General features: G+C 44.5%; 28 protein-coding genes. All 28 read right to left on the bottom strand.

Annotation, left to right across the window (positions count from 1 at the left end; translation table 11 throughout):
* Positions 1-2: 2 nt before the first annotated feature.
* The 28 genes from CSV73_RS12845 to rpmE all read right to left on the bottom strand — a co-directional run bounded on the left by CSV73_RS12845 (position 3) and on the right by rpmE (position 23,922).
* Complete coding sequence (locus CSV73_RS12845) at positions 3-659, bottom strand: M23 family metallopeptidase (protein WP_198166010.1); 657 nt, start codon at positions 657-659, stop codon at positions 3-5.
* Positions 660-689: 30 nt separating this feature from the next.
* A complete protein-coding gene (gene spoIID, locus CSV73_RS12840; RefSeq protein ID WP_233202900.1) occupies positions 690-1,520 on the bottom strand; it encodes a stage II sporulation protein D in 831 nt (276 codons plus the stop codon).
* A 203-nt stretch (positions 1,521-1,723) separates the two neighbouring features.
* Positions 1,724-3,019: a UDP-N-acetylglucosamine 1-carboxyvinyltransferase gene (gene murA, locus CSV73_RS12835; protein WP_085132719.1), complete on the bottom strand. Its 1,296-nt coding sequence runs from the start codon at positions 3,017-3,019 to the stop codon at positions 1,724-1,726.
* A 505-nt stretch (positions 3,020-3,524) separates the two neighbouring features.
* Positions 3,525-3,758: a DUF1146 family protein gene (locus CSV73_RS12830; protein ID WP_198166009.1), complete on the bottom strand. Its 234-nt coding sequence runs from the start codon at positions 3,756-3,758 to the stop codon at positions 3,525-3,527.
* A gap of 76 nt (positions 3,759-3,834) precedes the next feature.
* Positions 3,835-4,239: a F0F1 ATP synthase subunit epsilon gene (locus CSV73_RS12825; protein WP_099627794.1), complete on the bottom strand. Its 405-nt coding sequence runs from the start codon at positions 4,237-4,239 to the stop codon at positions 3,835-3,837.
* Positions 4,240-4,263: 24 nt separating this feature from the next.
* The gene (gene atpD / locus CSV73_RS12820; protein WP_085132717.1) at positions 4,264-5,679 is read right to left on the bottom strand and encodes a F0F1 ATP synthase subunit beta; all 1,416 of its coding nucleotides are present in this window, start codon (positions 5,677-5,679) and stop codon (positions 4,264-4,266) included.
* Between the two features lie 33 nt (positions 5,680-5,712).
* A complete protein-coding gene (atpG, locus tag CSV73_RS12815) occupies positions 5,713-6,570 on the bottom strand; it encodes an ATP synthase F1 subunit gamma (protein ID WP_085132716.1) in 858 nt (285 codons plus the stop codon).
* A gap of 43 nt (positions 6,571-6,613) precedes the next feature.
* Positions 6,614-8,125, bottom strand: a complete 1,512-nt coding sequence (gene atpA / locus CSV73_RS12810) for a F0F1 ATP synthase subunit alpha (RefSeq protein WP_099627793.1) — start codon at positions 8,123-8,125, stop codon at positions 6,614-6,616.
* A 24-nt stretch (positions 8,126-8,149) separates the two neighbouring features.
* A complete protein-coding gene (locus CSV73_RS12805; protein WP_085132714.1) occupies positions 8,150-8,686 on the bottom strand; it encodes a F0F1 ATP synthase subunit delta in 537 nt (178 codons plus the stop codon).
* Entirely contained in the window at positions 8,683-9,234 is a 552-nt protein-coding gene (gene atpF / locus CSV73_RS12800) for a F0F1 ATP synthase subunit B (RefSeq protein ID WP_369802596.1), read from the bottom strand. Before atpF ends, CSV73_RS12805 begins: the two co-directional genes overlap by 4 nt.
* Positions 9,235-9,381: 147 nt before the next feature.
* The gene (gene atpE / locus CSV73_RS12795) at positions 9,382-9,594 is read right to left on the bottom strand and encodes a F0F1 ATP synthase subunit C (protein WP_029053447.1); all 213 of its coding nucleotides are present in this window, start codon (positions 9,592-9,594) and stop codon (positions 9,382-9,384) included.
* A 70-nt stretch (positions 9,595-9,664) separates the two neighbouring features.
* Positions 9,665-10,375 (bottom strand): F0F1 ATP synthase subunit A, encoded by a 711-nt coding sequence (gene atpB / locus CSV73_RS12790; protein ID WP_085132713.1) that lies wholly within the window; start codon positions 10,373-10,375, stop codon positions 9,665-9,667.
* A 32-nt stretch (positions 10,376-10,407) separates the two neighbouring features.
* Positions 10,408-10,776, bottom strand: a complete 369-nt coding sequence (locus CSV73_RS12785) for an ATP synthase subunit I (protein WP_099627792.1) — start codon at positions 10,774-10,776, stop codon at positions 10,408-10,410.
* Positions 10,777-11,480: 704 nt separating this feature from the next.
* Positions 11,481-12,599: a non-hydrolyzing UDP-N-acetylglucosamine 2-epimerase gene (wecB, locus tag CSV73_RS12780; protein WP_085132711.1), complete on the bottom strand. Its 1,119-nt coding sequence runs from the start codon at positions 12,597-12,599 to the stop codon at positions 11,481-11,483.
* Positions 12,600-12,614: 15 nt separating this feature from the next.
* A complete protein-coding gene (gene upp / locus CSV73_RS12775) occupies positions 12,615-13,244 on the bottom strand; it encodes a uracil phosphoribosyltransferase (RefSeq protein WP_085132710.1) in 630 nt (209 codons plus the stop codon).
* 107 nt (positions 13,245-13,351) lie between these two features.
* Positions 13,352-13,900 (bottom strand): hypothetical protein, encoded by a 549-nt coding sequence (locus tag CSV73_RS12770; RefSeq protein WP_099627791.1) that lies wholly within the window; start codon positions 13,898-13,900, stop codon positions 13,352-13,354.
* 53 nt (positions 13,901-13,953) lie between these two features.
* Positions 13,954-15,207 (bottom strand): serine hydroxymethyltransferase, encoded by a 1,254-nt coding sequence (gene glyA, locus CSV73_RS12765; protein ID WP_085132708.1) that lies wholly within the window; start codon positions 15,205-15,207, stop codon positions 13,954-13,956.
* 56 nt (positions 15,208-15,263) lie between these two features.
* A complete protein-coding gene (locus tag CSV73_RS12760) occupies positions 15,264-15,809 on the bottom strand; it encodes a TIGR01440 family protein (protein WP_199093104.1) in 546 nt (181 codons plus the stop codon).
* Between the two features lie 18 nt (positions 15,810-15,827).
* Complete coding sequence (rpiB, locus tag CSV73_RS12755; protein ID WP_085132706.1) at positions 15,828-16,268, bottom strand: ribose 5-phosphate isomerase B; 441 nt, start codon at positions 16,266-16,268, stop codon at positions 15,828-15,830.
* Between the two features lie 367 nt (positions 16,269-16,635).
* Entirely contained in the window at positions 16,636-17,928 is a 1,293-nt protein-coding gene (locus CSV73_RS12750; RefSeq protein ID WP_099627789.1) for a methyl-accepting chemotaxis protein, read from the bottom strand.
* On the bottom strand, positions 17,925-18,371 hold the full coding sequence (locus tag CSV73_RS12745; RefSeq protein ID WP_085132704.1) for a low molecular weight protein arginine phosphatase: 447 nt from the start codon (positions 18,369-18,371) through the stop codon (positions 17,925-17,927). Before CSV73_RS12745 ends, CSV73_RS12750 begins: the two co-directional genes overlap by 4 nt.
* Before the next feature lie 54 nt (positions 18,372-18,425).
* A complete protein-coding gene (locus tag CSV73_RS12740; RefSeq protein ID WP_085132703.1) occupies positions 18,426-18,929 on the bottom strand; it encodes a manganese efflux pump in 504 nt (167 codons plus the stop codon).
* A gap of 79 nt (positions 18,930-19,008) precedes the next feature.
* Positions 19,009-20,040: an L-threonylcarbamoyladenylate synthase gene (locus CSV73_RS12735; protein WP_099627788.1), complete on the bottom strand. Its 1,032-nt coding sequence runs from the start codon at positions 20,038-20,040 to the stop codon at positions 19,009-19,011.
* 60 nt (positions 20,041-20,100) lie between these two features.
* Positions 20,101-20,667, bottom strand: coding sequence for a stage II sporulation protein R (locus tag CSV73_RS12730; protein ID WP_085132701.1), 567 nt, complete (start codon positions 20,665-20,667; stop codon positions 20,101-20,103).
* A 47-nt stretch (positions 20,668-20,714) separates the two neighbouring features.
* Positions 20,715-21,566 carry a peptide chain release factor N(5)-glutamine methyltransferase gene (gene prmC, locus CSV73_RS12725; protein WP_099627787.1) on the bottom strand — a complete coding sequence of 284 codons (852 nt, stop codon included), beginning with the start codon at positions 21,564-21,566 and terminating at the stop codon, positions 20,715-20,717.
* A complete protein-coding gene (gene prfA, locus CSV73_RS12720) occupies positions 21,559-22,635 on the bottom strand; it encodes a peptide chain release factor 1 (protein ID WP_085132699.1) in 1,077 nt (358 codons plus the stop codon). The genes prmC and prfA overlap by 8 nt, the downstream gene beginning before the upstream one ends.
* Before the next feature lie 92 nt (positions 22,636-22,727).
* A complete protein-coding gene (locus tag CSV73_RS12715) occupies positions 22,728-23,324 on the bottom strand; it encodes a thymidine kinase (protein ID WP_085132698.1) in 597 nt (198 codons plus the stop codon).
* Positions 23,325-23,706: 382 nt separating this feature from the next.
* Complete coding sequence (gene rpmE / locus CSV73_RS12710) at positions 23,707-23,922, bottom strand: 50S ribosomal protein L31 (protein WP_085132697.1); 216 nt, start codon at positions 23,920-23,922, stop codon at positions 23,707-23,709.
* Positions 23,923-24,218: the final 296 nt, after the last annotated feature.

Genomic DNA, 24,218 nt, shown 5'->3' with positions numbered 1-24,218 from the left:
TATTAAAATGCTAGGAAATCGTGTGGGTTTACAGATACACCATCTTGCTGGATTTCAAATTGCAAGTGGACGCCTGCTTCTGGATTCCATTCATTCTGAGTCGTTGTGGCAAGCACTTGCCCTTGTTGGACTACGTCGCCTTCTTTAACGAGGACGCCTGTCAATGAACCGTAGACCGTCGTCTTACCGTCAGCGTGTTTCAATCTAATTTCCGTTCCTTTGAATGAATCCACGATAACTTCTTCGACTGTTCCACTCATTGCCGCTACGGCTTCGAATGGTTCACCATCCATTGATAGGGAAAGTCCTTTGCTTGTGACATACGTCTGGTTGAATACGAGTAGTGCTTTCTCACGCACTGCTTCGTCTGCTTCTGCATCATAGAATTCTTGTAAGATGGCGACTTGATCTACTTTTGCTTCATCAAATGGATACTTCAGTGTTTCTTTTGTTGCATTTGTTTCTACCGTGCCATTTTCTTTTGGCTGCTCTACTTTTGCCACTTCAGACGGCACAGAATCTTCCGTCGTCAATGCGGTGTATCCCCATACCATGCCGATGAATAAAAGCGCTACGCTCGTATAAATGGCAGGCCAGAACCAGCCGTTCTTCGTTTTCTTGTTCTCCTGAGAAGGGGCTTTTGGTTTTTCTTCTCGCATGTTCATCACCTCACTTGCATTCTTTGCAAGTTACGAGGATTTTAAACATCGATCTTCAGGTAAATTTATTTTTTGGATTTTTGTGCCTGTATAATAGTGCGACACAATTTGGTCTGCAGTCCATCCTTTTTGCGCGAAGGCTTCTGCGCCGTATTGACTCATCCCGACTCCATGGCCGTAGCCAACGGTCGTAATATGGACGATTTGATTGTTGATGTCATACGCAATATTGAAATCGGTAGAAGCCAAATGAAGTTTTTCTCGAATTTGCCGACCACTTGTTTCATATTGTCCAGCCATGATTTTCTGGACACGTCCGGTTTGATTGCGGACGAGCTTCAATTCACGAAATTGATTGGCGTCCCAGTTGAAACCGAGTTTACGATTCCATTCAGTCAATGTTAGTTCTTGCTTGCGCTCTACGGTAGGTGCTACTTCTTCTTCCCCTGGACTTTCCACGCTTTGTAAATACTCCACTGGATTGCCGCTGAAATTTTGTGCAGCTTCTGTTTTTCCATTAGATGTAGAGAAAAACATGGCAGATATGATTTCTTCGCCGTACACAATAATTTGTCCTAGCGTTTCTTCTGCTGCTTTGCGCACTTTCTTTTCATTGTCTTTGAACGACTTGCCCCAGCGCTCTTTACGCTCGGCTTCTGTGCGGTATACTTGCGCAGAGACGTCTTTCGCAATCGGCTTGATTCCTTTATCAGTGTTTCTTGCGGCATAGGTGCGGGCGGCGATGACTTGAGCTTTCAATGCTTCGGGATGAAAATCGGCAGGCATCTCACCTGCTACCACTCCGACAACATACTCTTCAAGCGGAATCGGCTCGTCCACACCTATGACCGTGATCAGCACATCGCAATACTGCTCCTCTCTTTTTTCTACCAGTTTGATCTCTGGTGCTTGTCTTACAAGAAAAGGAATAAAAAATAATGTGAGAATGATGAATAAAAGGAGTAGTTTTTTGTACATACTAGACTATATGTTGAGGAGAGAATGGGTATTCATCGCAGATAATGAAAAAACCATGAACAGCGAACTGTCCATGGTGTCAATCATTATGCGAATTGAGATTCTGTAACTTCTTGTTCAGTGGAGACACGTGTTATGTCTGCGCCTAGAGCTTTGAGCTTCTTATCGAAGTCCACATAACCGCGATCCAAGTGAATCAATTCAGTCACACGTGTAACGCCTTCTGCTACGAGTCCGGCTAGGATGAGTGATGCAGCGGCACGCAAGTCTGTGGCTGCGACTTCCGCACCTTGGATTTTTGAAGGTCCTGAAACAATAACAGAACGTCCTTCGATCTTCACATCTGCGTTCATACGGCGGAATTCTTCAACGTGCATAAAACGATTTTCAAATACCGTTTCCGTTAACACACCGATACCGGTAGCTGTTAACATCAATGCCATCATTTGTGATTGCATATCTGTCGGGAAACCTGGATGCGGCATCGTCTTCAAATCGACTGCCTTAAGTGGGTGTTTCGCTGTAACACGAATCCCTTCATCCAGCTGTGTGATTTCTACGCCCATTTCCGTCAACTTGGAAATGAGTGCTGTAGAGTGTTCAGGTACTGCGTTGTCGATTGTGACGTCTCCACCCGTGATGGCTGCAGCGACCATGAATGTTCCAGCTTCGATACGATCCGGAATAATATGGTGAGTCGATGCATACATTGTCGTTACACCTTCGATACGAATATTATCCGTACCTGCACCTACTACTTTACCGCCCATTTCATTGATGAAATTCGCCAAGTCGACGATTTCAGGTTCTTTGGCAGCGTTCTCGATGATCGTTGTACCTTCAGCAAGAGCAGCAGCCGTCATAATATTTTCTGTTGCGCCTACACTCGGGAAATCCAAGTAGATTTTCGCGCCTTTTAAACGACCGTCTACTTTCGCTTCCACATGGCCATGTCCAAATGAAATTTCTGCTCCCATTGCTTCGAAGCCTTTCAAGTGTTGGTCAATAGGTCTTGAACCTATTGCACAGCCGCCCGGCAATGCGATACGCGCGAATCCGTTACGCGCCAGTAACGGTCCCATTACTAAAATGGATGCGCGCATTTTACGTACAAATTCAAATTGTGCTTCATCAGCTAGTCTTCCACGTGAATCTACGATGACTTCCCCTTTTTCCGGATCATGCGTGATTTTTGCGTTCAAACTTTTAAGCACTTCATTAATTGTCCGTACATCTGAAAGATTTGGAACGTCACGAATAACATTCACACCTTCAGATGCCAATAAAGCAGCAGCCAAAATCGGTAATACCGCGTTCTTCGCACCTTCTACGCGTACGTTCCCTTGTAAAGTCCGTCCGCCGTTAATAATAATTTTTTCCACCAGTAGCCCCTCCGAGTCCAATTTATCCTTCACCCACAGCCTATTATCAATAATCGTCTATAAACATTTTTCATTGGTGTTGCAGTTCATTTGTCAAATTCAAATTCCACATATAAAACATATACTATTGTACCTTGTAAAACCCTACTAAACAAGTAACTTCCGGCGCAGTTTTGTGTTATTTCTTGCGTGATGTAGTATATGTGGGGATCTGACACAAAGTGATTGCATTTGATCATTCATTTATAGCCACAATACTGTTATTACCCGCTAATTCTACATTTTACACGCAATGGAAGATATTTTTATTACATGTATATTACAGTTTAAGAAAATAGAGAGCGTTTTGTGAAGTATATTTCATTTGTAAACACGCTGTGAATTTCGCTAGTTTTAACAGTTCATGTGACAAACCCACACTATATCCAAAATAGCCGTTTTAATTTCCTTCAGCTAGAGTTCTGATTTCCGCTGGTCGAACTGCTAGAGCTTCAGCTGAAGGAAATCAAAACCATGTTGCCCATCTTCCTGACCAATAGGATATGTCTAAAAAGAATTTTGATACAGTGGAACCAATAGCAATACTTAGCAAAATAAACAAAAGTTGTGTTTGGAATACGCGGTTTTTTCGTATGATGTTTTCTGGCAAGATTGCTTGTAGTGCAACGAAGCTGATGCCGATGAAAAATATATGCGATACGATCGCGAGTAATGGATTGCTGCCTAACATGCTGTCCATCGTTTCCACTCCTTTTTCTAGAATATAGAGAAAATGGGCAGACAGAGATTGTCTGTCCGCCCATTTCATTTATAGATTAAATACGTTGTTCATACACTTGCATGCGGTTAATTGCACGTTTTAAATCAAGCTCTGCTAAGTTTTGAGAAAGGGCGTCAGTTTTTTTCTGAAGAACTTGTTCAGCTTTTTCAGCAGCTTTCTTTGCACGTGCGATATCAATGGACTCAGCCAGTTCCGCACTCTGTGCCAATACAGTGACAACTTCAGGACGGACCTCGATGAAGCCTCCGTGGACTGCGACTGTTTCTGTTTTGCCATCTGTTTTTAGGCGAAGTGCACCAATTTGAAGCGGCGCGACCATCGCGATGTGACCGGGTAAAACCCCGATCTCACCAGCTTCGGTAACTGCAATCACCATGTTCGCATCCATTTCAACAACAGGGCCGTCGGGAGTGACGATATTCACTTTGATTTTACTCATTTTTTTCCCTCCTGGTCCCTTTTCTTAGACTTCTACACCCATAGCTTTTGCTTTTGCGATAACTTCTTCGATACGTCCAACTAAACGGAAAGCATCTTCCGGTAAGTGATCATACTTACCTTCTAGAATTTCAGCAAAGCCTTTGATTGTTTCAGGAACTGGAACGTAAGAACCTTTTTGTCCTGTAAACTGCTCAGCAACGTGGAAGTTTTGTGACAAGAAGAACTGAATACGACGAGCGCGATCAACGATCTGCTTGTCATCTTCGTCTAACTCGTCCATACCTAAGATTGCGATGATATCTTGCAATTCACGGTATCGTTGAAGAGTTGTTTGTACTTCACGAGCTACACGGTAGTGTTCCGGTCCAACGATTTCTGCACTCAATGCACGTGAAGAAGAAGCTAGTGGATCCACAGCTGGGTAGATACCCATCTCTGAAAGTTTACGCTCCAAGTTCGTTGTTGCATCTAAGTGAGCGAAAGTTGTTGCCGGAGCTGGATCCGTATAGTCATCCGCTGGTACGTAGATAGCTTGGATCGATGTAACTGATCCTTTATTTGTAGAAGTGATTCGCTCTTGTAACTGACCCATTTCAGTTGCCAATGTCGGCTGGTAACCAACCGCAGAAGGCATACGTCCAAGTAGTGCAGAAACTTCAGAACCTGCTTGTGTAAAGCGGAAGATGTTATCGATGAACAATAGAACGTCTTGTCCTTGCTCATCACGGAAATACTCAGCCATAGTCAAGCCAGAAAGTGCTACACGCATACGTGCGCCTGGTGGCTCGTTCATTTGACCGAATACCATTGCCGTTTTCTTGATAACGCCTGAATCTGTCATTTCAAAGTACAAGTCATTTCCTTCACGAGTACGTTCTCCAACACCTGCGAATACGGAAATACCACCGTGTTCTTGTGCGATGTTGTTGATTAATTCCTGAATTAGAACTGTTTTACCAACTCCCGCACCACCGAAGAGTCCGATTTTACCACCCTTGATGTATGGTGCAAGCAAGTCAACTACTTTAATTCCAGTTTCAAGAATTTCTACCTCTGTAGAAAGGAATTCAAATGTTGGTGCAGAACGGTGAATTGGGTCACGTTGTGAATCAGCAGGAACTGGCTCACGCAGGTCAATTTCCTCACCTAGTACGTTAAATACACGTCCGAGTGTAACGTCGCCGACTGGAACAGAAATTGGTGCGCCTGTATTAATAACTGACGTACCGCGTTTCAGACCATCTGTCGAGGACATCGCAATCGTACGAACTGCATCATCACCAAGGTGAAGTGCTACTTCTAAAGTCAATACTTCAACCACTCCGTTGGAACGATCGATATTAACCTTCAATGCGTTATAGATCGCTGGAAGTTGCCCGTTTTCAAACTTTACGTCGACAACCGGACCCATAACTTGAAGAATATGTCCATTACTCATGCTTTTCCCTCCTGTCTTACTGTTTCAAATCTATTATTCGAGTGCTGCTACGCCGGCTACGATTTCAGTGATTTCCTGAGTGATCGCTGCTTGACGAGCGCGGTTAAATTGTAATGTTAACGAATCGATTAGGTCAGACGCATTGTCTGTCGCCGTCTTCATCGCTGTCATACTGGAAGCATGTTCGCTCGCTTTTCCATCGAGTACCGCTCCATAAATGAGGCTCTCCGTGTATTGTGGGAGAAGTGTTTCGAGAATCGCTTCTGCTGAAGGCTCGAACTCATAAGATGATGAAGCAGATACAGATGAAATATCTGTGAGTGGAAGCAATTTACGTTCAGTTGCTTCGTTGGAGATGGCGGAGATGAAGTGGTTGTAATACAAGTACACTTCATCATAAACGCCTTCTGTGAACATGCCAACAGCCCGATTCGCGATATCTTTTACTTCTTCAAAACGAGGGTGATCCGAAAGTCCAATCAGGCTTTCTTCGATCTGGTAACCCAGACGGTCGAAGAATTCATAGCCTTTACGACCGATCGCGATAATGACCACTTCATCTTTCGATTTATGGCGTTGTTCGATTGCACGGGTAACTGCACGGAAAATGTGCGAGTTATATCCCCCAACTAGTCCACGGTCAGAAGTGACTACGATGTACGCAGACTTCTTTACGGGACGTGCAGTTAATAGAGGATGTCCGGAATCTTTCGTTACGGCTGCAATGGCACCAACTACTTCTTCTACTTTATCCATGTAAGGTACGAATTTCTTCGCATTCACTTCGGCACGGTTCAGTTTGGAAGCAGATACCATTTGCATCGCTCTCGTGATTTGACTCGTCTTTTTTGTTGAAGCAATACGGCTTTCTATCTCGCGTAAGGACGCCACTGGCTATTCACCACCTTTATTTTTAGATCCATTCAATGAAAAGTTATGCTTCAGAAGTCACAAAGTTTTTCTTGAATTCGTTGAACGCTGCGCTCATTACGTCATCAGCTGGAAGATCTTTCGTTGTACGAATGTGGTCATACACTTCCGTATGGTTGGATTCTAACCAGCTAGTGATTTCACTTTCAAAACGCAATACGTCTTTTACTGGAATATCGTCGAGGTAACCGCGTGTCAGTGCATATAGACTGATTACTTGGTATTCGACTTTCAACGGCTTGTTCAAGTCCTGCTTCAAGATTTCAACTGTGCGGTGACCGCGGTCCAGTTTCGCTCTCGTAGTAGGGTCAAGATCCGAACCGAATTGTGAGAATGCTTCTAGTTCACGGAATGCTGCCAAGTCCAAACGAAGTGTACCGGCAACTTTCTTCATTGCTTTAATTTGCGCTGATCCACCAACACGGGATACGGAAAGACCGGCGTTGATCGCTGGACGTACACCTGAGAAGAATAGGTCAGACTGCAAGAAGATTTGTCCGTCTGTAATAGAAATTACGTTTGTTGGGATATAAGCAGAGATATCTCCTGCTTGTGTCTCAACGAACGGCAATGCTGTAATAGATCCTGCTCCTAGTTCGTCATTCAACTTCGCAGCACGCTCAAGTAGGCGGCTGTGTAGGTAGAAGACATCCCCTGGATATGCTTCACGACCCGGAGGACGACGAAGTAGCAAGGACAGTTCACGGTAAGCTGCTGCTTGTTTAGATAGATCATCATAAACGATTAGCACGTGCTTGCCTGCGAACATGAATTCTTCTGCCATCGAAATGCCTGTGTATGGTGCCAAGAAAAGCATTGGCGACGGGCTTGATGCAGATGCAGTAACTACGATTGTGTAATCGAGTGCACCGTTTCTGCGTAGAGTTTCAACAACTCCACGAACAGTAGATTCTTTTTGACCAATTGCAACATAGATACAGATCATGTCTTGGTCAGCTTGGTTTAGGATAGCGTCAATTGCAACAGTAGTTTTACCTGTTTGACGGTCACCGATGATTAATTCACGTTGTCCACGGCCGATTGGAACTAGAGCGTCAATCGCTTTGATTCCTGTTTGCAATGGTTCGTGAACTGATTTACGCGCCATAACCCCTTGTGCAGGGCTTTCGATAGGACGAGTTTTTGTTGTATTGATTGGACCTAGTCCATCAACTGGTTGTCCAAGTGAATTGACTACACGTCCGATCAATTCTTCTCCGACTGGTACTTCCATAATACGGCCTGTACGACGAACTTCATCGCCTTCTTTAATGTCTGTGTATGGCCCAAGGATAACGATACCTACGTTGTTCGCTTCCAAGTTTTGTGCCAGACCCATTACGCCGGTAGAGAACTCAAGAAGTTCCCCCGCCATGACATTGTCGAGGCCATGAGCAAGTGCGATACCGTCACCTACACGGATTACAGTACCTGTTTCACTTACTTCCATTTCAGACTGATAATTTTCGATCTGTTGTTTGATCAGACCGCTAATTTCCTCAGCTTTGATGCCCATGTATGTCACCCCTCTTAATTCAAATTAATTGATTAATTGACGTTCCAGACGCGCCAGCTTTGCACTGACACTACTGTCGTAAATTTGGTTGCCGATCTGAAGGCGGATGCCACCGATCAAGCTTGGATCAATAATGTTCTCGATATGCAATGATTGTTTTCCTACTTTGTGTGCAAAGGCAGTAGAGATAGCTGTACTTTCTTCATCTGAAAGCAAACGTGTAGAGTAGACTTTCGCTTCGGCAACTCCGGAAGCCTCGTTAGCGAGTTCCTGGAAGTCTTCGATTAGATTGCCTATTTCTTCAATACGGCCTGCATCGATCAACACATATAGTGTGTTCAATACAAGTTGGTTTGCTCCATTGAAAAGCTGTCCAATCAATTCTTTCTTCTTCTGAATAGAAAACTTTGGCGAAATTAATAACTCGTCAAATTGCTTTTCTTCAGCGAATACTTTTTGCAATTGTTTTAAATCAGTTTGCACGGAAAGCGTTTGTTGCTTTTCCTGTGCTGCTTCGAATAATGCAACGGCATAACGTTTTGCGATTACCGATTGGCTCATCGCCCTTCGCCTGCCTTCACAATCGTTTCTTCGATCAATGCACGGTTATCTTCCTCAGAAATTTCTTTCCCAAGAACCTTAGACGCAGCCAAGATAGAAAGAGATACGAATTCTTCGCGAACTGCTGCAACGGCTTTCTCTTTTTCGGTAACGATTTCGAGAGTTGCAGATTCTTTCATACGGTTTGCTTCAGCGCGTGCAGCCATAATTAGCTCTTCACGTTGAGCTTCACCTTGTTTCTTCGCACTCTCTACGATAGATTGTGCGCTTTCGCGTGCTTCTTTTAACAGAACACGTTGCTCTTCAAGAAGCTTTGCAGATTCTTGACGACTTGCTTCGGCTTGTTCGATCTCAGTAGCGATCAATTGCGCTCGTTGATCCATCACGCCCATTAACGGACCCCATGCAAACTTCTTTAGAAGTACCATGAGAATCGTGAAAAATACTACAGTGACGATAATGTCGCCTAAATTTAGACGTTGGTTTAAACTAGCTAAAAATCCTGCGTCAGCGTTTGCTGATAAGAGGACGAAGGTATCCAACACGATTGTTTCACTCCCTTCAAGAGCTCATGACTCTTTCGTTTCTTACTCTAATTGGAACACTCTATTCATTCAGATCTATCAATTGTTTAGTTGTTGACATAAAGCAATGGCGAAGACCTAGACTGCATGCTTCGCCATATAACACAAATATTATTTGTTCATTACGATAAACGCAATAACTGTTGCGATGATTGGAAGTGCCTCAACCAATGCAACACCAATGAACATTGTTGTTTGTAGAACGCCACGTGCTTCTGGTTGACGAGCGATCCCTTCAACTGTCTTAGAAACGATTAAACCGTTACCGATACCTGCACCAAGTGCACCTAGACCAACTGCAATAGCTGCTGCTAATAAACCCATACCTGCCATTTTGTATTTCCTCCTAATATTCTTTGTAGTTTTGTTCCCTGATTACAGGGTAAATATATGTTTAGTGATCTGTGCTGACCTTGTGAGCCATATAGACCATCGTTAACATAACGAAGATAAATGCTTGGATCGCCCCGATGAATACCGAGAAACCGAGCCATGCAAGTGCTGGTATAACAGCTCCGGCAAGACCGAAGATGCTGGAAGCACCCAATGTTGCAAGTAAACCAATCAAGATTTCACCTGCGAAAATGTTACCGTAAAGACGAAGACCGAGTGTCAACGTATTTGCGAATTCCTCAATGACCTTCAATGGTGCCAAGAATGGAATTGGCTGGAAGTACGTTTTCAAATACTTGCCCATTCCGAGCTGTTTCACACCATAGTAATGCGTTAACGCAACAACTGTAGCAGCGAGGGTTAACGTGATAACTGGATCGGCTGTCGGTGATTTCCACCAGAGTTGGTGATCCCATACGATTGCGAATGGAAGTCCAATCATATTTGCAACAAAGACAAACATGATCAAAGTGATGCCTAGTACGTGGAAGCGGCCTCCCGTTTTCCAGTCCATGTTATTTTTGATGATGCCTTTGACAAAGTCCATGACCCACTCCATGAAGTTCTGCATACCCGTAGGTTTCATTTGAAGCCGCCGTGTAGATGCAACTGCAATCAGGAAGACAATCAGACACGTTACAAATAACATCAGTATATTCGATGGGTTAAACCCAATTCCGAATAAAATAAACTGTGGATTTTCATGATTCACGTTTTTGTTCACCTCCCCTTGCTAGTAAAGTGTCATTGCTTTAAATGGAACAGCAGATGACCAGTAAACAGCAATGCATAGGGTATCATTAACCCGATTACCGTGCTGATCAGATCAAACTCCTCCGGCATAACGAGTGCAATGGCCGTAGCCCCTACACCTGATGCAAAACGTAAGCCCATACCTAATGACTTCGCTCGCTTCCCTTCATCGATAGACCGGTCAAACCGTTCCATCCGTCGAACGAGAATCCAAAAGTTATACATACCGAAAAGTGAACCTAAGATGAGCCCAGCGAAGATAGTCCGGTAGTCCAAGAAGAACCAACCGAGCACGAACAATGCAAGCAAAAAAAAGAAACTCTTCTTCTGCTGTTTGAAAATTTCCTGCATACTTTGCATTGTTTATTCTCCCAATTCGTATTTTGGATTACAGCGTCTGAAGTGTTCAGTAATTCCCGACTTGTGTCGAGCAGTGAGTCTTTGTCGTTTTGATCTTTTTCAACGACATAGATTCCTTGTGAAGAAATCTGGAAATTGTAAGTGAATCGCCTTTTCCGTCCACCAGGTGACGTTGCTATGTGCGACGTCGACAAAGAGTTAGGATGTAGCGCTTCCGAGTGAAGACTTGAAACCTACGAAACATGATTTCTGTACTCAATTTATGTATGAGTTCCTTATCAATCTTACCCTTTGTTAGCATACAATAGAGGGTTTTTTATGTCAATTGATTCAGGTGAATAAATTCACAATGTGTTCTCATTGTCAAACATTCGACATATTTGTTTTCTGGTTATATATGGTTATTTCATCGTTTTTTTAGAGTGAAATATTGTTAGTGTTTTCAGAATGAAATGTTCTAGAGTGCAGTGGTTTATTGCTATGGGAGGTCGGCAGAGTGTTGGGGTGAGCTGAATTCACAAAATAACTATAGTTCAAATACTATTGTCGGTGAGTGATGTAATTTCAACCACTTAGTAAATAGGTTTTAACATACGCCAGCTGGAGCTTCAACCCGAACTACAAGCCCCTCCCCTCTCTTGTCTTAGCCACTTTTATTTTCGGACAAAAAAACAGCAGATGAGAATTCTCTGCTGTTTCGGTTCTTATAATGAAGATAAATATTTGAGTAGCGACTCTACTATTCGTGCAGATGCATGGCCATCACCGTATGGGTTATGAGCCTTGGACATTTTTTCGTACTCCGCATCGTCGGATAGCAGCGCGTCGGAAAGTTGGAAGATGTTTTCTTCTTCTGTTCCCGCCAGGCGCAGTGTTCCTGCATCAATACCTTCTGGGCGTTCGGTTGTGTCTCGCAGAACAATAACAGGTTTTCCAAGCGATGGTGCTTCTTCTTGGATACCGCCTGAGTCTGTGAGGATAATGTGCGAACGCGCTGCGAAGTTGTGAAAGTCGAGTACTTCTAGCGGCTCGATTAGATGAATGCGGTCGTTGTCGCCTAACAATTCATCCGCCACTTCACGAACAGCCGGATTCATGTGTACTGGATAGATCACTTGGATGTCATCGTGTTTGTCGAGCAAGCGATTGATTGCACGGAACATATTGCGCATTGGTTCACCGAGGTTTTCACGTCGATGTGCAGTCAATAGCACTAACCGGTCGTCTCCCAGCTGATCAAAAATCGGGTGATGATAATCCGGATCTACCGTTGTTTGCAATGCGTCAATAGCCGTGTTGCCTGTGACGTAGATGCGATCTTTGTTTTTACCTTCATCGATCAGATTTTGTGCTGATTTCTCAGTCGGTGAGAAATGTAGATCGGCAATCACGCCTGTCAATTGACGGTTCATTTCTTCAGGGTACGGCGAATATTTATTCCATGTACGCAACCCCGCTTCAACGTGACCTACTGAAATTTGATTATAGAACGCAGCGAGACTGCCGATAAATGTCGTCGATGTATCACCGTGGACGAGCACGATATCCGGTTGCGCTTCTTTCATTACTTTGTCCAAACCTTCTAGGCCACGTGTTGCCACATCGATGAGCGTTTGGCGTTCTTTCATGATATTCAAATCATAGTCTGGTGTGATTTTAAATGTTTCCAGCACCTGATCCAGCATTTGACGATGCTGGGCAGTGACTGTGACGATGGATTCGATTTCATCCGGGTGCTTTTCCAATTCAAGAACAAGCGGCGCCATTTTGATAGCTTCCGGTCTCGTACCGAAAATCGTCATCACTTTCCATTTCTTAGTCAATGAATGATCCCTCCATTATTTCGTGCCGAATAAACGGTCACCCGCGTCACCTAGTCCAGGGACGATATAGCCGTGTTCGTCCAACTTTTCGTCTAGCGCCGCGATATACACGTCCACATCGGGATGTGCTTTCGTCAGAACTTCGACGCCTTCAGGAGCTGCAACTAGACACATAAATTTAATGTTAACCGCGCCACGCTTTTTCATTGAATTGATGGCTTCAACTGCAGTTCCCCCTGTCGCAAGCATCGGATCCACTACGATGAATTCGCGCTCAGCCACGTCAGAAGGCAATTTCACAAAGTATTCAACAGGCTTTAAAGTTTCTGGGTCGCGGAATAATCCAACATGTCCTACTTTTGCAGCCGGAATTAAATCGATAATCCCGTCTACCATGCCGATTCCCGCACGTAAAATCGGAACAATCCCTAATTTCTTTCCTGCCAAGATACGAGATTTAGCTTCGCAGACAGGTGTCTGGATCGTGATTTCTTGCGTCGGAAGATCACGTGTGATTTCGAAAGCCATAAGTGTGGCTAATTCGTTCACAAGCTCGCGGAATTCTTTCGTTCCTGTATCGGCCTTTCGTATAAACGTCAATTTGTGCTGAATTAATGGATGATCAAATACATGTACTTTTCCCATTGGTATCGCTCCTTTTCGGAATATCTTGTACATTATAACAGAAATCACGCGGCAGGCGCAGTGAACTTGTGTGATTTGTCATAATGAAAATAAAGCGGGGTGGACATTTAATCTTGTGAAGAATCATATTTCTTTTGGGAGCGCTCTATTGGCTGGTGGATTCGCTCTATCTTCATGCTTGAGCGCTCTATCAGCTGGCTGGGCCGCTCTATCTTCACGCTTAAGCGCTCTATTGGCCGGCCGATCCGCTCTATCTTCACACTTAAGCGCTCTATCAGCCGGCCGATCTGCTCTATCTTCACACTCGAGCGCTCTATTGGCCGGCCGATCCGCTCTATCTTCCCACTTAAGCGCTCTATCAGCTGGCTGAGCCGCTCTATCTTCACGCTTGAGCGCTCTATCAGCCGGCCGATCCGCTCTATCTTCACGCTTGAGCGCTCTATTGGCCGGCCGATCCGCTCTATCTTCCCACTTAAGCGCTCTATTGGCCGGCGGATCCGCTCTATCCTCCCACTTAACCGCTCTATCAGCCGGCCGGGCCGCTCTATCTTCCCACTCAAGCGCTCTATTGGCCGGCCGATCCGCTCTATCTTCACGCTTAAGCGCTCTATCCTCCCACTTAACCGCTCTATAACACCAAACTTCCGCTCATACACACTCGCCCACCACATAAAAAAGCGCCCGACACAAGGTCAAGGCGCTAGTTTTCTTACTTATATAGAGGATGCTGATCTGTTAGAGCTGTAACGGCTTTGCGTGCTTCGTCTTTTGCTGACGGGTCTTCGTGGTTTTTCAATAATGTTGCGATGATACGTCCCACTTCCACCATATCTTCTTCTACGAAACCACGAGTGGTAACAGCCGGTGTACCGATGCGGATACCAGAAGTGATGAATGGTCCTTCTGTATCGAATGGTACTGTGTTTTTATTTACTGTGATACCGATTTCGTCCAGTACGTGCTCTGCTACTTTACCTGTTAGTTCAAGTGATTTTAACTTCACAAGTACAATGTGGTTGTCTGTGCCGCCAGAAACGACGTCGATACCTTCTGATTGTAGTTTTTCAGCCAATGCTACAGCGTTTTTCTTTACTTGTTGTGCATATTCTTTGAATGAAGGATCCAATACTTCTTTGAACGCTACCGCTTTTGCAGCAATTACGTGCATCAAAGGACCACCTTGAACGCCTGGGAATACTGTTTTGTCGATTTTCTTGCCAAATTCTTCAGCTGTTTCTTCATTCAATAGAATGATCCCGCCACGTGGTCCACGCAATGTTTTATGCGTTGTGGATGTCACGAAGTGCGCGTGTGGTACTGGGTTTTGATGCTCACCTACTGCGACTAGGCCCGCGATGTGCGCCATATCTACCATCAAATATGCGCCGACTTCATCCGCAATTTCACGGAATTTCGCGAAGTCGATTGCGCGTGGATATGCACTTGCACCCGCAACGATCATTTTCGGCTTGTGCTCAAGCGCTTTTTGACGAACGTCTTCATAGTCGATCACTTCTTCTTCTTTTGTTACACCGTAATCTACGAAATTATAAAGCTTTCCGGAGAAGTTAACTGGTGAACCGTGTGTTAAGTGGCCGCCATGAGAAAGGTTCATCCCAAGAACTGTGTCGCCCGGCTCAAGTGCTGTGAAGTAAACTGCCATGTTTGCTTGAGCACCGGAGTGTGGCTGTACGTTTGCATATGCCGCGCCAAAAATTTCTTTTACGCGATCGCGTGCGATGTTTTCGACTACGTCTACGTGCTCACATCCGCCGTAGTAACGCTTGCCTGGATATCCTTCAGCATATTTATTCGTCAAGTATGATCCTTGTGCTTCCATTACCGCTTCCGTTACGAAGTTTTCAGATGCGATTAATTCGATGTTCGAGTTTTGACGGTTCTTTTCAGCCATGATTGCTTCATAAACTGCTGCATCATTGTGTTGTACATTGCTTAAGTCCATTGGATAGTATCCCCTTTTTTTCTGATAGTTTTATATTTTCTTGTATTGTACACGGTTTATTCGTATTTCGCACGACTTCCGCCAATTAATTTTGGACGAGTTGTCGCAAGCGTGATGACAGCTTCACCGATTTTATTAATCGACGTACGGATCGGTACGACAACCGGCTTCATTTGCATGCCAATTAACGTTTGTCCGATGTCGATGCCGGCATTTGCCTGCACTGATTCCACTACGACAGGATCGCTAAATTGTTTGTATGCATAGGTAGACATCGAGCCACCCGCTTTAAAAACGGGTACGACGGATACAGGTTCCAAATGAAATTGCTGCGCCGTCTTGCGTTCCAATGTAATGGCACGGTTGATATGCTCACAGCCTTGGAAAGCTAAATGTACATGGTGTTTATCCGCAAACGCTTGAAGCGGCGCGAATAAGGCTTCTCCTATTTCCAGGGCACCATTCGTACCGATGCGTGCACCTGCTACTTCAGAAGTAGAACAGCCGATAACGAAAATCGTCTCCTCGGCAGGTGGTGCTTGTTCGGCAAATTCGGTCAATGCTTGTTCTAGCTGCAGTTTCCATAATTGAATGGCATCCACATGTTCCACCTGCTTTCTTTAGTTCTTTTCAAGCTCCATCATTTTATTTATACGACGCTCGTGACGGCCGCCTTCAAATTCTGTCTCAAGCCAAGTACTAACGATTTCTCGCGCTAGCCCTGGTCCGATTACGCGTTCTCCCATTGCTAACATGTTGGAATCATTATGTCCGCGTGTTGCTTTTGCGCTAAATACATCATGAACGAGCGCGCAACGGATGCCTTTGATTTTATTGGCGGAAATGGACATGCCGATTCCTGTGCCACAAATCAAGATTCCGCGGTCTACTTTCCCCGCTACGACGTCATTCGCTACTGGTACTGCATAGTCTGGATAGTCGACGGAAGTGTCGGCATCCGGTCCGTAGTCGATATATTCTATGTCGAGTTCGGTTAATAGATTGGTGATCTCTTTTCGGAGATTATTGCCTCCGTGGTCTGAAGAAATTGCAACTTTCACTGCGCACCCTCATTTCTATTTTTACTTATCGCTTATTCTATCATTGTTCAATAAAAAAATCATCGGTTTTACTGTACTATTTTTGAAATTATCATTTTGAAACGTTGAAGTTTTGTCATAAAGACGAATGTTATATGAATAAAACGAAATGATTGTACGTGTTTAAGCTATAAGAAGTCGTTTTTTCGTCGTTGCAAGATGAAGATTGGGCATTTGATTCAGAATGTTTCACCTTTGGGACCTGCACTACTGTGTAGTATTTATTCCGGTTATGGTTCTAAAGAAAGAAACTCCACGGCATCATTCCAAGCTCCACAAATAAAAAAACGATCCAGAGCGTGAAACACCTCAGAATCGTCATTTCATATTACATTGGCGTTCGGTCGAACTTCCGGATCACTTTATACAATTCTTCCGATTGCTCCTTCAGCTCCAACGCCTTGTTCTTGGTTTGATCTATCGACGCCACCTGCTCTTCAGTGGCCGCACGAACTTCTTCTGCTCCCGCGGAAGTATGTTCTGCAATCGTCGCTACTCCCATCGACTGCTTAGCCGTATGCTCGATCGTCTGCATTTGATTGCCGACGATTTGGCTGATTTCTTCTACATAAAGTGCCATTGTCTGAATGGTGGCGGTCATCGTTTCAACGTTTCCATTTGTTTTCGTCGCACGTTTGGCCTCAGTGGATGCCGTTTCCACTTGTTGCTTCATTTCAGCTACGACTTGTTTGACGTCTGATTGAATCGTTTGAACAAGTCCAGAAATCATCTGGACGGCCTTGGCACTTTCGTCCGCTAAATTACGGACTTCTTCCGCCACGACAGCGAAGCCTTTACCATGCTCTCCTGCCCGCGCCGCCTCTATAGAAGCATTAAGCGCCAGAAGATTTGTCTGCCCCGCGATGTTGCCGACAAGTTCCACGATTTCACCGATTTTATGTGCATTTTCATCTAGTACTTGTATCGTTTCCAATGAATGCTCGCTTTGGCTGCTCATTTGATGAATTCCCGCTAATACCGATTGGAAGATTTCTGTTGTCGCGTGTAATTCCTTTAACATCACTTTAGATTGCTCGGATGATTGTCCCGCTCGATGATTGACTTCTACCGCGAGTTGACGAATGTCTTCAATCGCATTGACTGTTTCCCGAATCGACTCCGACGTGTTTTCTGCACCATCGGAAATTTCTCCAATAGTACGCGCAATGGCATCAGATTGGCCGGACGCAGCGCTTGTCTCTTTTGTCAATTCATCGACGGATTGAGCAGTGGCTTGAAAGTTGGATTCGATTTGTTCGATAATGTTGCGCAAATTGATGACCACTTGCTGGAAAGCTTTGGAGACGGAATGAATTTCATCCGATGAGTTTGGCAGTTGAATGTCCGTACCAATTTTCCCATCCGCCACTTTCATAGCAGCAGTTTCCAAACGTTGCAATGGCTTGGTCAAAATAGTGCTGAACATGGCCGCTAAAATACCTGACCACATAATGCCCATCGCATATGTAAGCAGTTGAAAAACGAATGGCCGTACATTCGGGAAGAATGTTGGCTGGACCCAGTTAATGAATACCGCACTCGTCGTATACGTGATGACTGCCAGAATCACAATAAATAAGACGAGTTTCGCCCGTAGCCCTACTTTTTTCGGTTCATTCATAAGTTCTCCTCCGTTTGCTGTCGGATGACGGAGTTAATGAGTTTAGTCAGCTCATAAAATGTGGTGCGGTATGTTTCCAAATCTCCACCATATGGATCATGTACATCAAGATCCGTCATTGTCCCCGCGTATTCTTTTAATGTAAACACTTTTTCTTTCATTGCAGGAAAACGACTGTGTAGGATATCTCGATGGTTTGCTGTCATCGTTAAAACAATATCTGCCCACTCCATATCAGCTGACGTAACTTCATTAGAATAAGGAGTGAAAGGTATTTTTTCTTCCGTCAACAACTGTGCTGAGTTCTTGGAAATCGGCAAGCCATCTATCGCATGGATACCTGCTGATTTCGCCGTAATACCTGGCACATTGGCGTGATTGACTAATGCTTCTGCCAAAGGACTTCTACATGTGTTGCCTGTACAAATAAAATAAATATTCATTTTCTTCACCTACTTTACAGAATAACGGATTTATGAGAAAAAAGAAACACTTTTTTATAAAAACAAGGACAATACACCCATGCATATGAATATAATACCTGCCAATCGTCGAATAAATGTACCATTAATTATACGCAAACGGCCTGTGTACAATAAAGCGATGCCCGAAAATAGAACAGAAAAGAAGCCGGACGCCAAAACAAACAGCCATTTGTTCAGCTGCATCATACCGAATGTCACACTTACTCCGAATGCATCTATACTGACGATCAGCGCCAAGAAAAATGGAGATATTTTATTAACGACTGACGGCTGTTCACTGTCCGAGAGTAAAATGTGAAGACCTATGAGTGACAAGAGTACACTTGAGAGCGCATGACCCCATCCTACAAAATAGATCATCACCCATTCCCCTGCGTAGAAACCGATAAGTGGCAGCAAGACATTCAGTATAGTAGTCCACAGCATGATCATCAATCGACCTCGCCGCAATCGGAGTAATGTATAGACGATTAGGATATCGATCGTTGTAACGATAGCCGCTATGATTTCTATCAAAAAAGTAGCCCCCTCGCAAGTCTCGCATCTACTTATCTTATGCGGGTGCTAAAGGGAGCTATTCATCATTAGTGAAATGTTATTCAGTGAAACGCTTGCCGTCTGAAGCTTTATCGAGACGGTTCATCACCGCTGCACCGATACCCGAATGATCAGTCTCAATGGCGAGGATTATATCTGCCTCTGTGTGATCGCATTGGCGAATCGCTTTGTAGAGACTCGATGCCATCGCTTCCCGACTGTTGATAGAACCTGTGGAAAAGTACCAATCCGCGTTTTCTGTGTATAACTCATCAGGTCCAATGATCGCGACTCGCTTATTTTGTAGATGAATAGTCTCTAACGCATGCGCAATAGAATCTGCATTCGGCTCGATGATAAATAGCGGTGCTTCAGGTGCATAATGGGCATATTTCATCCCCGGCGCGCGCGGTGTTGACGTTTGATCTGTAGGTAGCTTCGCCATATGGACGGTGCCAATCAATTCTTCCAGCTGCTCTTTCGTAATGCCACCCGGACGCAAAATGACAGGCGGTGTAACTGTGATATCCAAAATGGTCGATTCGAGGCCTACCCCTGTCTCTCCACCATCCAAAATCAGCGGAACTCTTCCGATTAAATCGTGATAGACATGATCCGCTTCCGTAGGGCTTGGCTTTCCGCTACGATTTGCACTTGGTGCCGCTAACGGCTGATCCAGCTTGCGCAATAATGCCAATGCTATCGGGTGGTCAGGCATGCGGATGGCTACCGTACTAAGTCCCGCCGTCACTATATCTGCAATGACTCCAGGCTTTTTCTTCATAATTAACGTCAATGGTCCCGGCCAACATGCTTTCATTAATATACCTGCAATTTCGGGAATATCAGTTGCGTATTTTTCTACGTCTGACTGCTTCCCAATATGTACGATCAGCGGATTATCTGATGGTCTTCCTTTTGCTTCGAAAATCCGCTGTACTGCTTGCTCATTTGTCGCAATGGCTCCTAAACCGTAAACTGTTTCAGTCGGGAAGGCAACTATCCCCCCAGAATTCAGGATATCCACAGCCTGTTCATAGATTCTATCGTTATCCACTAGGTTATCCACTATTGTTTGTGTAGTGTCCACTTGCTCAACCCCTTTTTATACACATTTTATCGATCTTATCCACAATAAATGTGAATAGTTTCATTCGAACAGTGACTTTATCCACTCCCAAATGAAGAATGTAACAGCTTCTTCTTCTGTTTCATTCACTGTAGCTTCTTCCGGGAAGCAAACATTCGGAAACAATGAACACCACCAATTATCCCCACGACCCGCACCGATTTTCACGACATATGCATCGTAAACATCTTGAGGCTGAATAAAATACCCTACTCGTTTTGGTGGAATCACTGCGGCACTGCGCTCGAGCGTTACGTGCGCGCCGTTCCCTTCTGCTTTTGCGATTTCAAGAAGCGTCGGCTCTAATATTTGAAGTTTATCATTGATTTGCTGCATGTTCGTAGATTGATTGATCGCCTGCTCAAGTAATGGTGCAATTTTCTCTTGTACATTTCGTTTCACTTGTTGATCTGCTACCGTATTAGAGTTTGCGAGAACGCGAAATTGCGTCGCTTCACCTGTAGCTGCCTGCTGACCGAATACAAGTAACACCGCTTGAATAGTAAGTAATATAAGTACAAATTCTATAAACGCCAATAGTTTCGAAGTATGAGTCGGTTGTTGGTTAATCGGATAATCTTGTAACATGTCATCCCCTCCTGCACTCTATCTTGTCCCGCAGGAGGAGATTTTATTCATCGAATCTCACAAAATATCATTCGATCTTTTTTATTGATATCCTGAACGATTTCCACAGTCGCTTCCGGAAAGGATTTTTGCAAATAACCTTGCACGATAGCTCCTTGCTGATAGCCAATTTCGAAACCAATGAGCGCAGGGCGATTCATCAAAGGCAAAAGATTCTCTGCTAGTCTGCGATAAAAATAGAGTCCGTCTTCTTCAGCGAACAATGCCGTTTGCGGTTCAAAATCGTAAACAGTTGGCGACATAACAGATTTTTCATGTTCTGCGATGTATGGCGGATTGGATAGGATAATATCCCATTTTTGCGATTTCAACGGTTCTTCCATATCTCCTTGCATAAAGGTTACATCCGCTTCATTGCGCTTTGCATTGCGTTTTGCGACTTCTAGCGCCTTTTTACTGAAATCAGTGGCGGTTACGTTTGCAGTCGGTCGTTCTTTTTTGAACGCGACAGCAATCGCTCCACTCCCCGTTCCAATATCCGCCACTTGTATAACTCGGTCCTCGAATAATTGATTTGCTCGTTGTAATGCATAGTGGACGAGTTCTTCCGTTTCAGGACGTGGAATCAAGACATGTTCATTGACCTCGAATAAATAGCCGTAAAAAGACTCTTCACCGAGAATATATTGAATGGGCTTACCGGTCAATAATTCCGTGATGATTGACCAGTATTGTTCATACGTTTCACGCGAAATAGATTCACGGAAACTGGCTACATAATGAGCCCGACTCATTCCCGTGACAGAACGCATAGCCAGTTCAGCAGCATGCGTGTCCATATCGCGCACTTGAAGCAATTGTTGCGCTCGTTGTACAGACTCATACATTGTCTCAGTCATTGCGATCCAAACTTTCCAAGCGATGTGCTTGTTCTTCTATAATCAATGCATCAATTACTTCATCCAATTTCCCTTCTATAATCTGATCGAGTTTTTGGATGGTCAAGCCGATTCGGTGGTCAGTCACACGATTTTGCGGGAAGTTGTATGTTCGAATGCGCTCAGAACGATCCCCTGATCCAACGGCCGTTTTCCGTTTTTCATCGTATTCCGCTTGCACTTCTTGCATAAACTTATCGTAGACACGCGCACGCAAGACTTTCATCGCTTTTTCTTTATTTTTGATTTGGGATTTTTCGTCTTGAATCGATACCGTCGTCCCAGTCGGCAAATGCGTAAGGCGCACTGCAGACATGGTCGTGTTGACAGATTGTCCGCCCGGTCCCGATGAAGCGAATGTATCGGTACGGATATCTTTGTCATGAATCTCAATTTCTACTTCCTCTGCTTCAGGCAAGCACGCAACGGTAGCAGTCGACGTATGTGTTCGTCCACCTGATTCCGTTTCCGGTACACGTTGCACGCGGTGCGCTCCGTTTTCGTATTTCAACTTGGAATAAGCACCTTTGCCATCGATCATGAAAATAATTTCTTTGAATCCGCCAAGTTCAGTTGGTGATGAATCGATCACTTCCACTTTCCAATGATTCATTTCCGCGTAGCGTGTATACATACGATATAAACTACTGGCAAATAAGGCCGCCTCGTCTCCACCTGCAGCGCCTCGGATTTCCATGATGACACTTTTATTGTCATTCGGGTCTTTGGGAATTAATAATACTTTTAATTGTTCTTCAAGCGACTCGATACGGTCTTCAAGTTCATCGATTTCCATTTTGACTAATTCTTTCATTTCGTCATCAAGTGGCTCATCTTGCATTTCTTTCGCATGGTTATATTGAGTGTAGACACTTTTGTATTCACGGTATACTTCGACCGTGTCTTGTAAATCAGATTGTTCTTTTGAATAGTTTCGTAATTTATCTAGATCATTGACAATTTCCGGGTCACTAAGTAGTTCATTGAGTCGATCATAACGGTCTTCCACTGCTTGTAGTCTATCGAACATAGTCGGTTCACCTCTTCTGAAATAATGGGTTATATACTAGTATATAGCAGAACCGTCTATCCTTTCTTGCTTTAGGATAGACGGAAATATGTTTATTTTGCATGCTGCGCACGACTGACGGGCACTTGGTGGTGCTGACGGCAACGTGGTTCGTACGCTTCGGATGCACCGACAAGAATGATAGGATCATCTTGGCATGCAGGTTGTCCATCTATTAATCGTTGCGTTCGGCTTGAAGGTGATCCACAAACGGTACAGACCGCTTGAAGTTTTGTTACCAGTTCGGCCACTGCCATTAACTCCGGCATCGGCCCGAACGGTTCACCTCTGAAGTCTTGATCGAGTCCTGCAATGATCACGCGAAATCCGCGATCAGCAAGTGCGATCGCGACATCTATAATATCTTTGTCGAAAAATTGAGCTTCATCAATGGCGACCACATCGAAATCATCTGATACGAGGTCCAGTATTTCGCTCGCTTTGGAAATGGGATTGGCAATAGTTGACGTGCCATCATGGCTGACAACAGCTTCCTCACTATACCTATCGTCAATCGCTGGTTTGAATACCGCAATCTTTTGTTTGGCAAATTCCGCGCGACGAATGCGGCGAATGAGCTCCTCCGATTTACCTGAAAACATACTGCCGCAGATGACTTCCATCCAGCCGCCTTGCATTGAAACGTACATGGTCAATCTCCTTTCGATGTCGTGCTTATGTATGTGGTGATGTGATTAGAGCGAATAATGTGCGACTATGAGCGGGTACACACGCGGATTGAGCGCTTTTCACGCAACTATGAGCGGATTCACACGCGGACAGAGCGCTTTGCGTGCAACTATGAGCGAGTACACACACGGATTGAGCGCTTTTCACGCAACTATGAGCGGATTCACACACAGATAGAGCGCTTTTCACGCATCTATGAGCGGACACACACACAGATAGAGCGCTTTTCACGCAACTATGAGCGGACACACACACAGATTGAGCACTTTTCGCACAACTACGCAATAAATTAATAAAAATACCCGTCTGGCACGACTGCACCTGACGGGTATCTGGCTTTTATTACTCTTGTTCTTCTGACTTGATGCCGTATTTTTTGTTGAAACGGTCAACTCGTCCATCTGCAGTAGCAAACTTCTGACGGCCAGTATAGAATGGGTGACATTCTGAGCATACTTCCACTCGAATATCTTCTTTTACAGAACCTGTTTCAAATGTATTGCCACATGAGCAAGTTACTGTTGCAAGTTTGTAATTGGGATGAATTCCTGCTTTCATCGATATCTCTCCTTTCGCCCTGAACCATCTGGAACAGAGTGTGAAATTATGGATGTTTCATTGACCAGTTGCCAATAAAACGATCGATGCCGTACACGACCCGTGTTTGTCAGCCGTATATGCGGTGTACAGAAAACTGTACTTGATTAGTATAGCAAAATCCGATACGTTGTGCAACTGTTTGATTTGGGTATTTAATGGATAAGCGGACTTGGCGAAGGGTTGGGTTTCCGCAACAGCTGGGTGACGCTTTCCGGGGGACCACTCGTCCCTCAACTTTCGCTGCTACCTTGCCT

The organism is Sporosarcina sp. P1 (assembly GCF_002743155.1).
In the GTDB taxonomy this organism is placed as follows: Bacteria; Bacillota; Bacilli; order Bacillales_A; family Planococcaceae; genus Sporosarcina; species Sporosarcina ureae_B.
This window is presented reverse-complemented; position numbering and strand designations above follow the sequence as displayed.

What these genes read in the sequence shown, in the direction of transcription:
- CSV73_RS12845 (WP_198166010.1), bottom strand. Translation starts at nt 659, where the DNA reads ATGCGAGAAGAAAAACCAAAAGCCCCTTCTCAGGAGAACAAGAAAACG.
- CSV73_RS12830 (WP_198166009.1), bottom strand. Translation starts at nt 3,758, where the DNA reads ATGGACAGCATGTTAGGCAGCAATCCATTACTCGCGATCGTATCGCAT.
- CSV73_RS12825 (WP_099627794.1), bottom strand. Translation starts at nt 4,239, where the DNA reads ATGAGTAAAATCAAAGTGAATATCGTCACTCCCGACGGCCCTGTTGTT.
- atpD (WP_085132717.1), bottom strand. Translation starts at nt 5,679, where the DNA reads ATGAGTAATGGACATATTCTTCAAGTTATGGGTCCGGTTGTCGACGTA.
- atpA (WP_099627793.1), bottom strand. Translation starts at nt 8,125, where the DNA reads ATGGGCATCAAAGCTGAGGAAATTAGCGGTCTGATCAAACAACAGATC.
- CSV73_RS12805 (WP_085132714.1), bottom strand. Translation starts at nt 8,686, where the DNA reads ATGAGCCAATCGGTAATCGCAAAACGTTATGCCGTTGCATTATTCGAA.
- atpE (WP_029053447.1), bottom strand. Translation starts at nt 9,594, where the DNA reads ATGGGTTTATTAGCAGCAGCTATTGCAGTTGGTCTAGGTGCACTTGGT.
- CSV73_RS12785 (WP_099627792.1), bottom strand. Translation starts at nt 10,776, where the DNA reads ATGCAAAGTATGCAGGAAATTTTCAAACAGCAGAAGAAGAGTTTCTTT.
- upp (WP_085132710.1), bottom strand. Translation starts at nt 13,244, where the DNA reads ATGGGAAAAGTACATGTATTTGATCATCCATTAATTCAGCACAAATTG.
- glyA (WP_085132708.1), bottom strand. Translation starts at nt 15,207, where the DNA reads ATGGACTTAAGCAATGTACAACACAATGATGCAGCAGTTTATGAAGCA.
- CSV73_RS12750 (WP_099627789.1), bottom strand. Translation starts at nt 17,928, where the DNA reads ATGAATGAACCGAAAAAAGTAGGGCTACGGGCGAAACTCGTCTTATTT.
- CSV73_RS12745 (WP_085132704.1), bottom strand. Translation starts at nt 18,371, where the DNA reads ATGAATATTTATTTTATTTGTACAGGCAACACATGTAGAAGTCCTTTG.
- CSV73_RS12730 (WP_085132701.1), bottom strand. Translation starts at nt 20,667, where the DNA reads ATGTTACAAGATTATCCGATTAACCAACAACCGACTCATACTTCGAAA.
- prmC (WP_099627787.1), bottom strand. Translation starts at nt 21,566, where the DNA reads ATGACTGAGACAATGTATGAGTCTGTACAACGAGCGCAACAATTGCTT.
- prfA (WP_085132699.1), bottom strand. Translation starts at nt 22,635, where the DNA reads ATGTTCGATAGACTACAAGCAGTGGAAGACCGTTATGATCGACTCAAT.
- CSV73_RS12715 (WP_085132698.1), bottom strand. Translation starts at nt 23,324, where the DNA reads ATGTACGTTTCAATGCAAGGCGGCTGGATGGAAGTCATCTGCGGCAGT.
- rpmE (WP_085132697.1), bottom strand. Translation starts at nt 23,922, where the DNA reads ATGAAAGCAGGAATTCATCCCAATTACAAACTTGCAACAGTAACTTGC.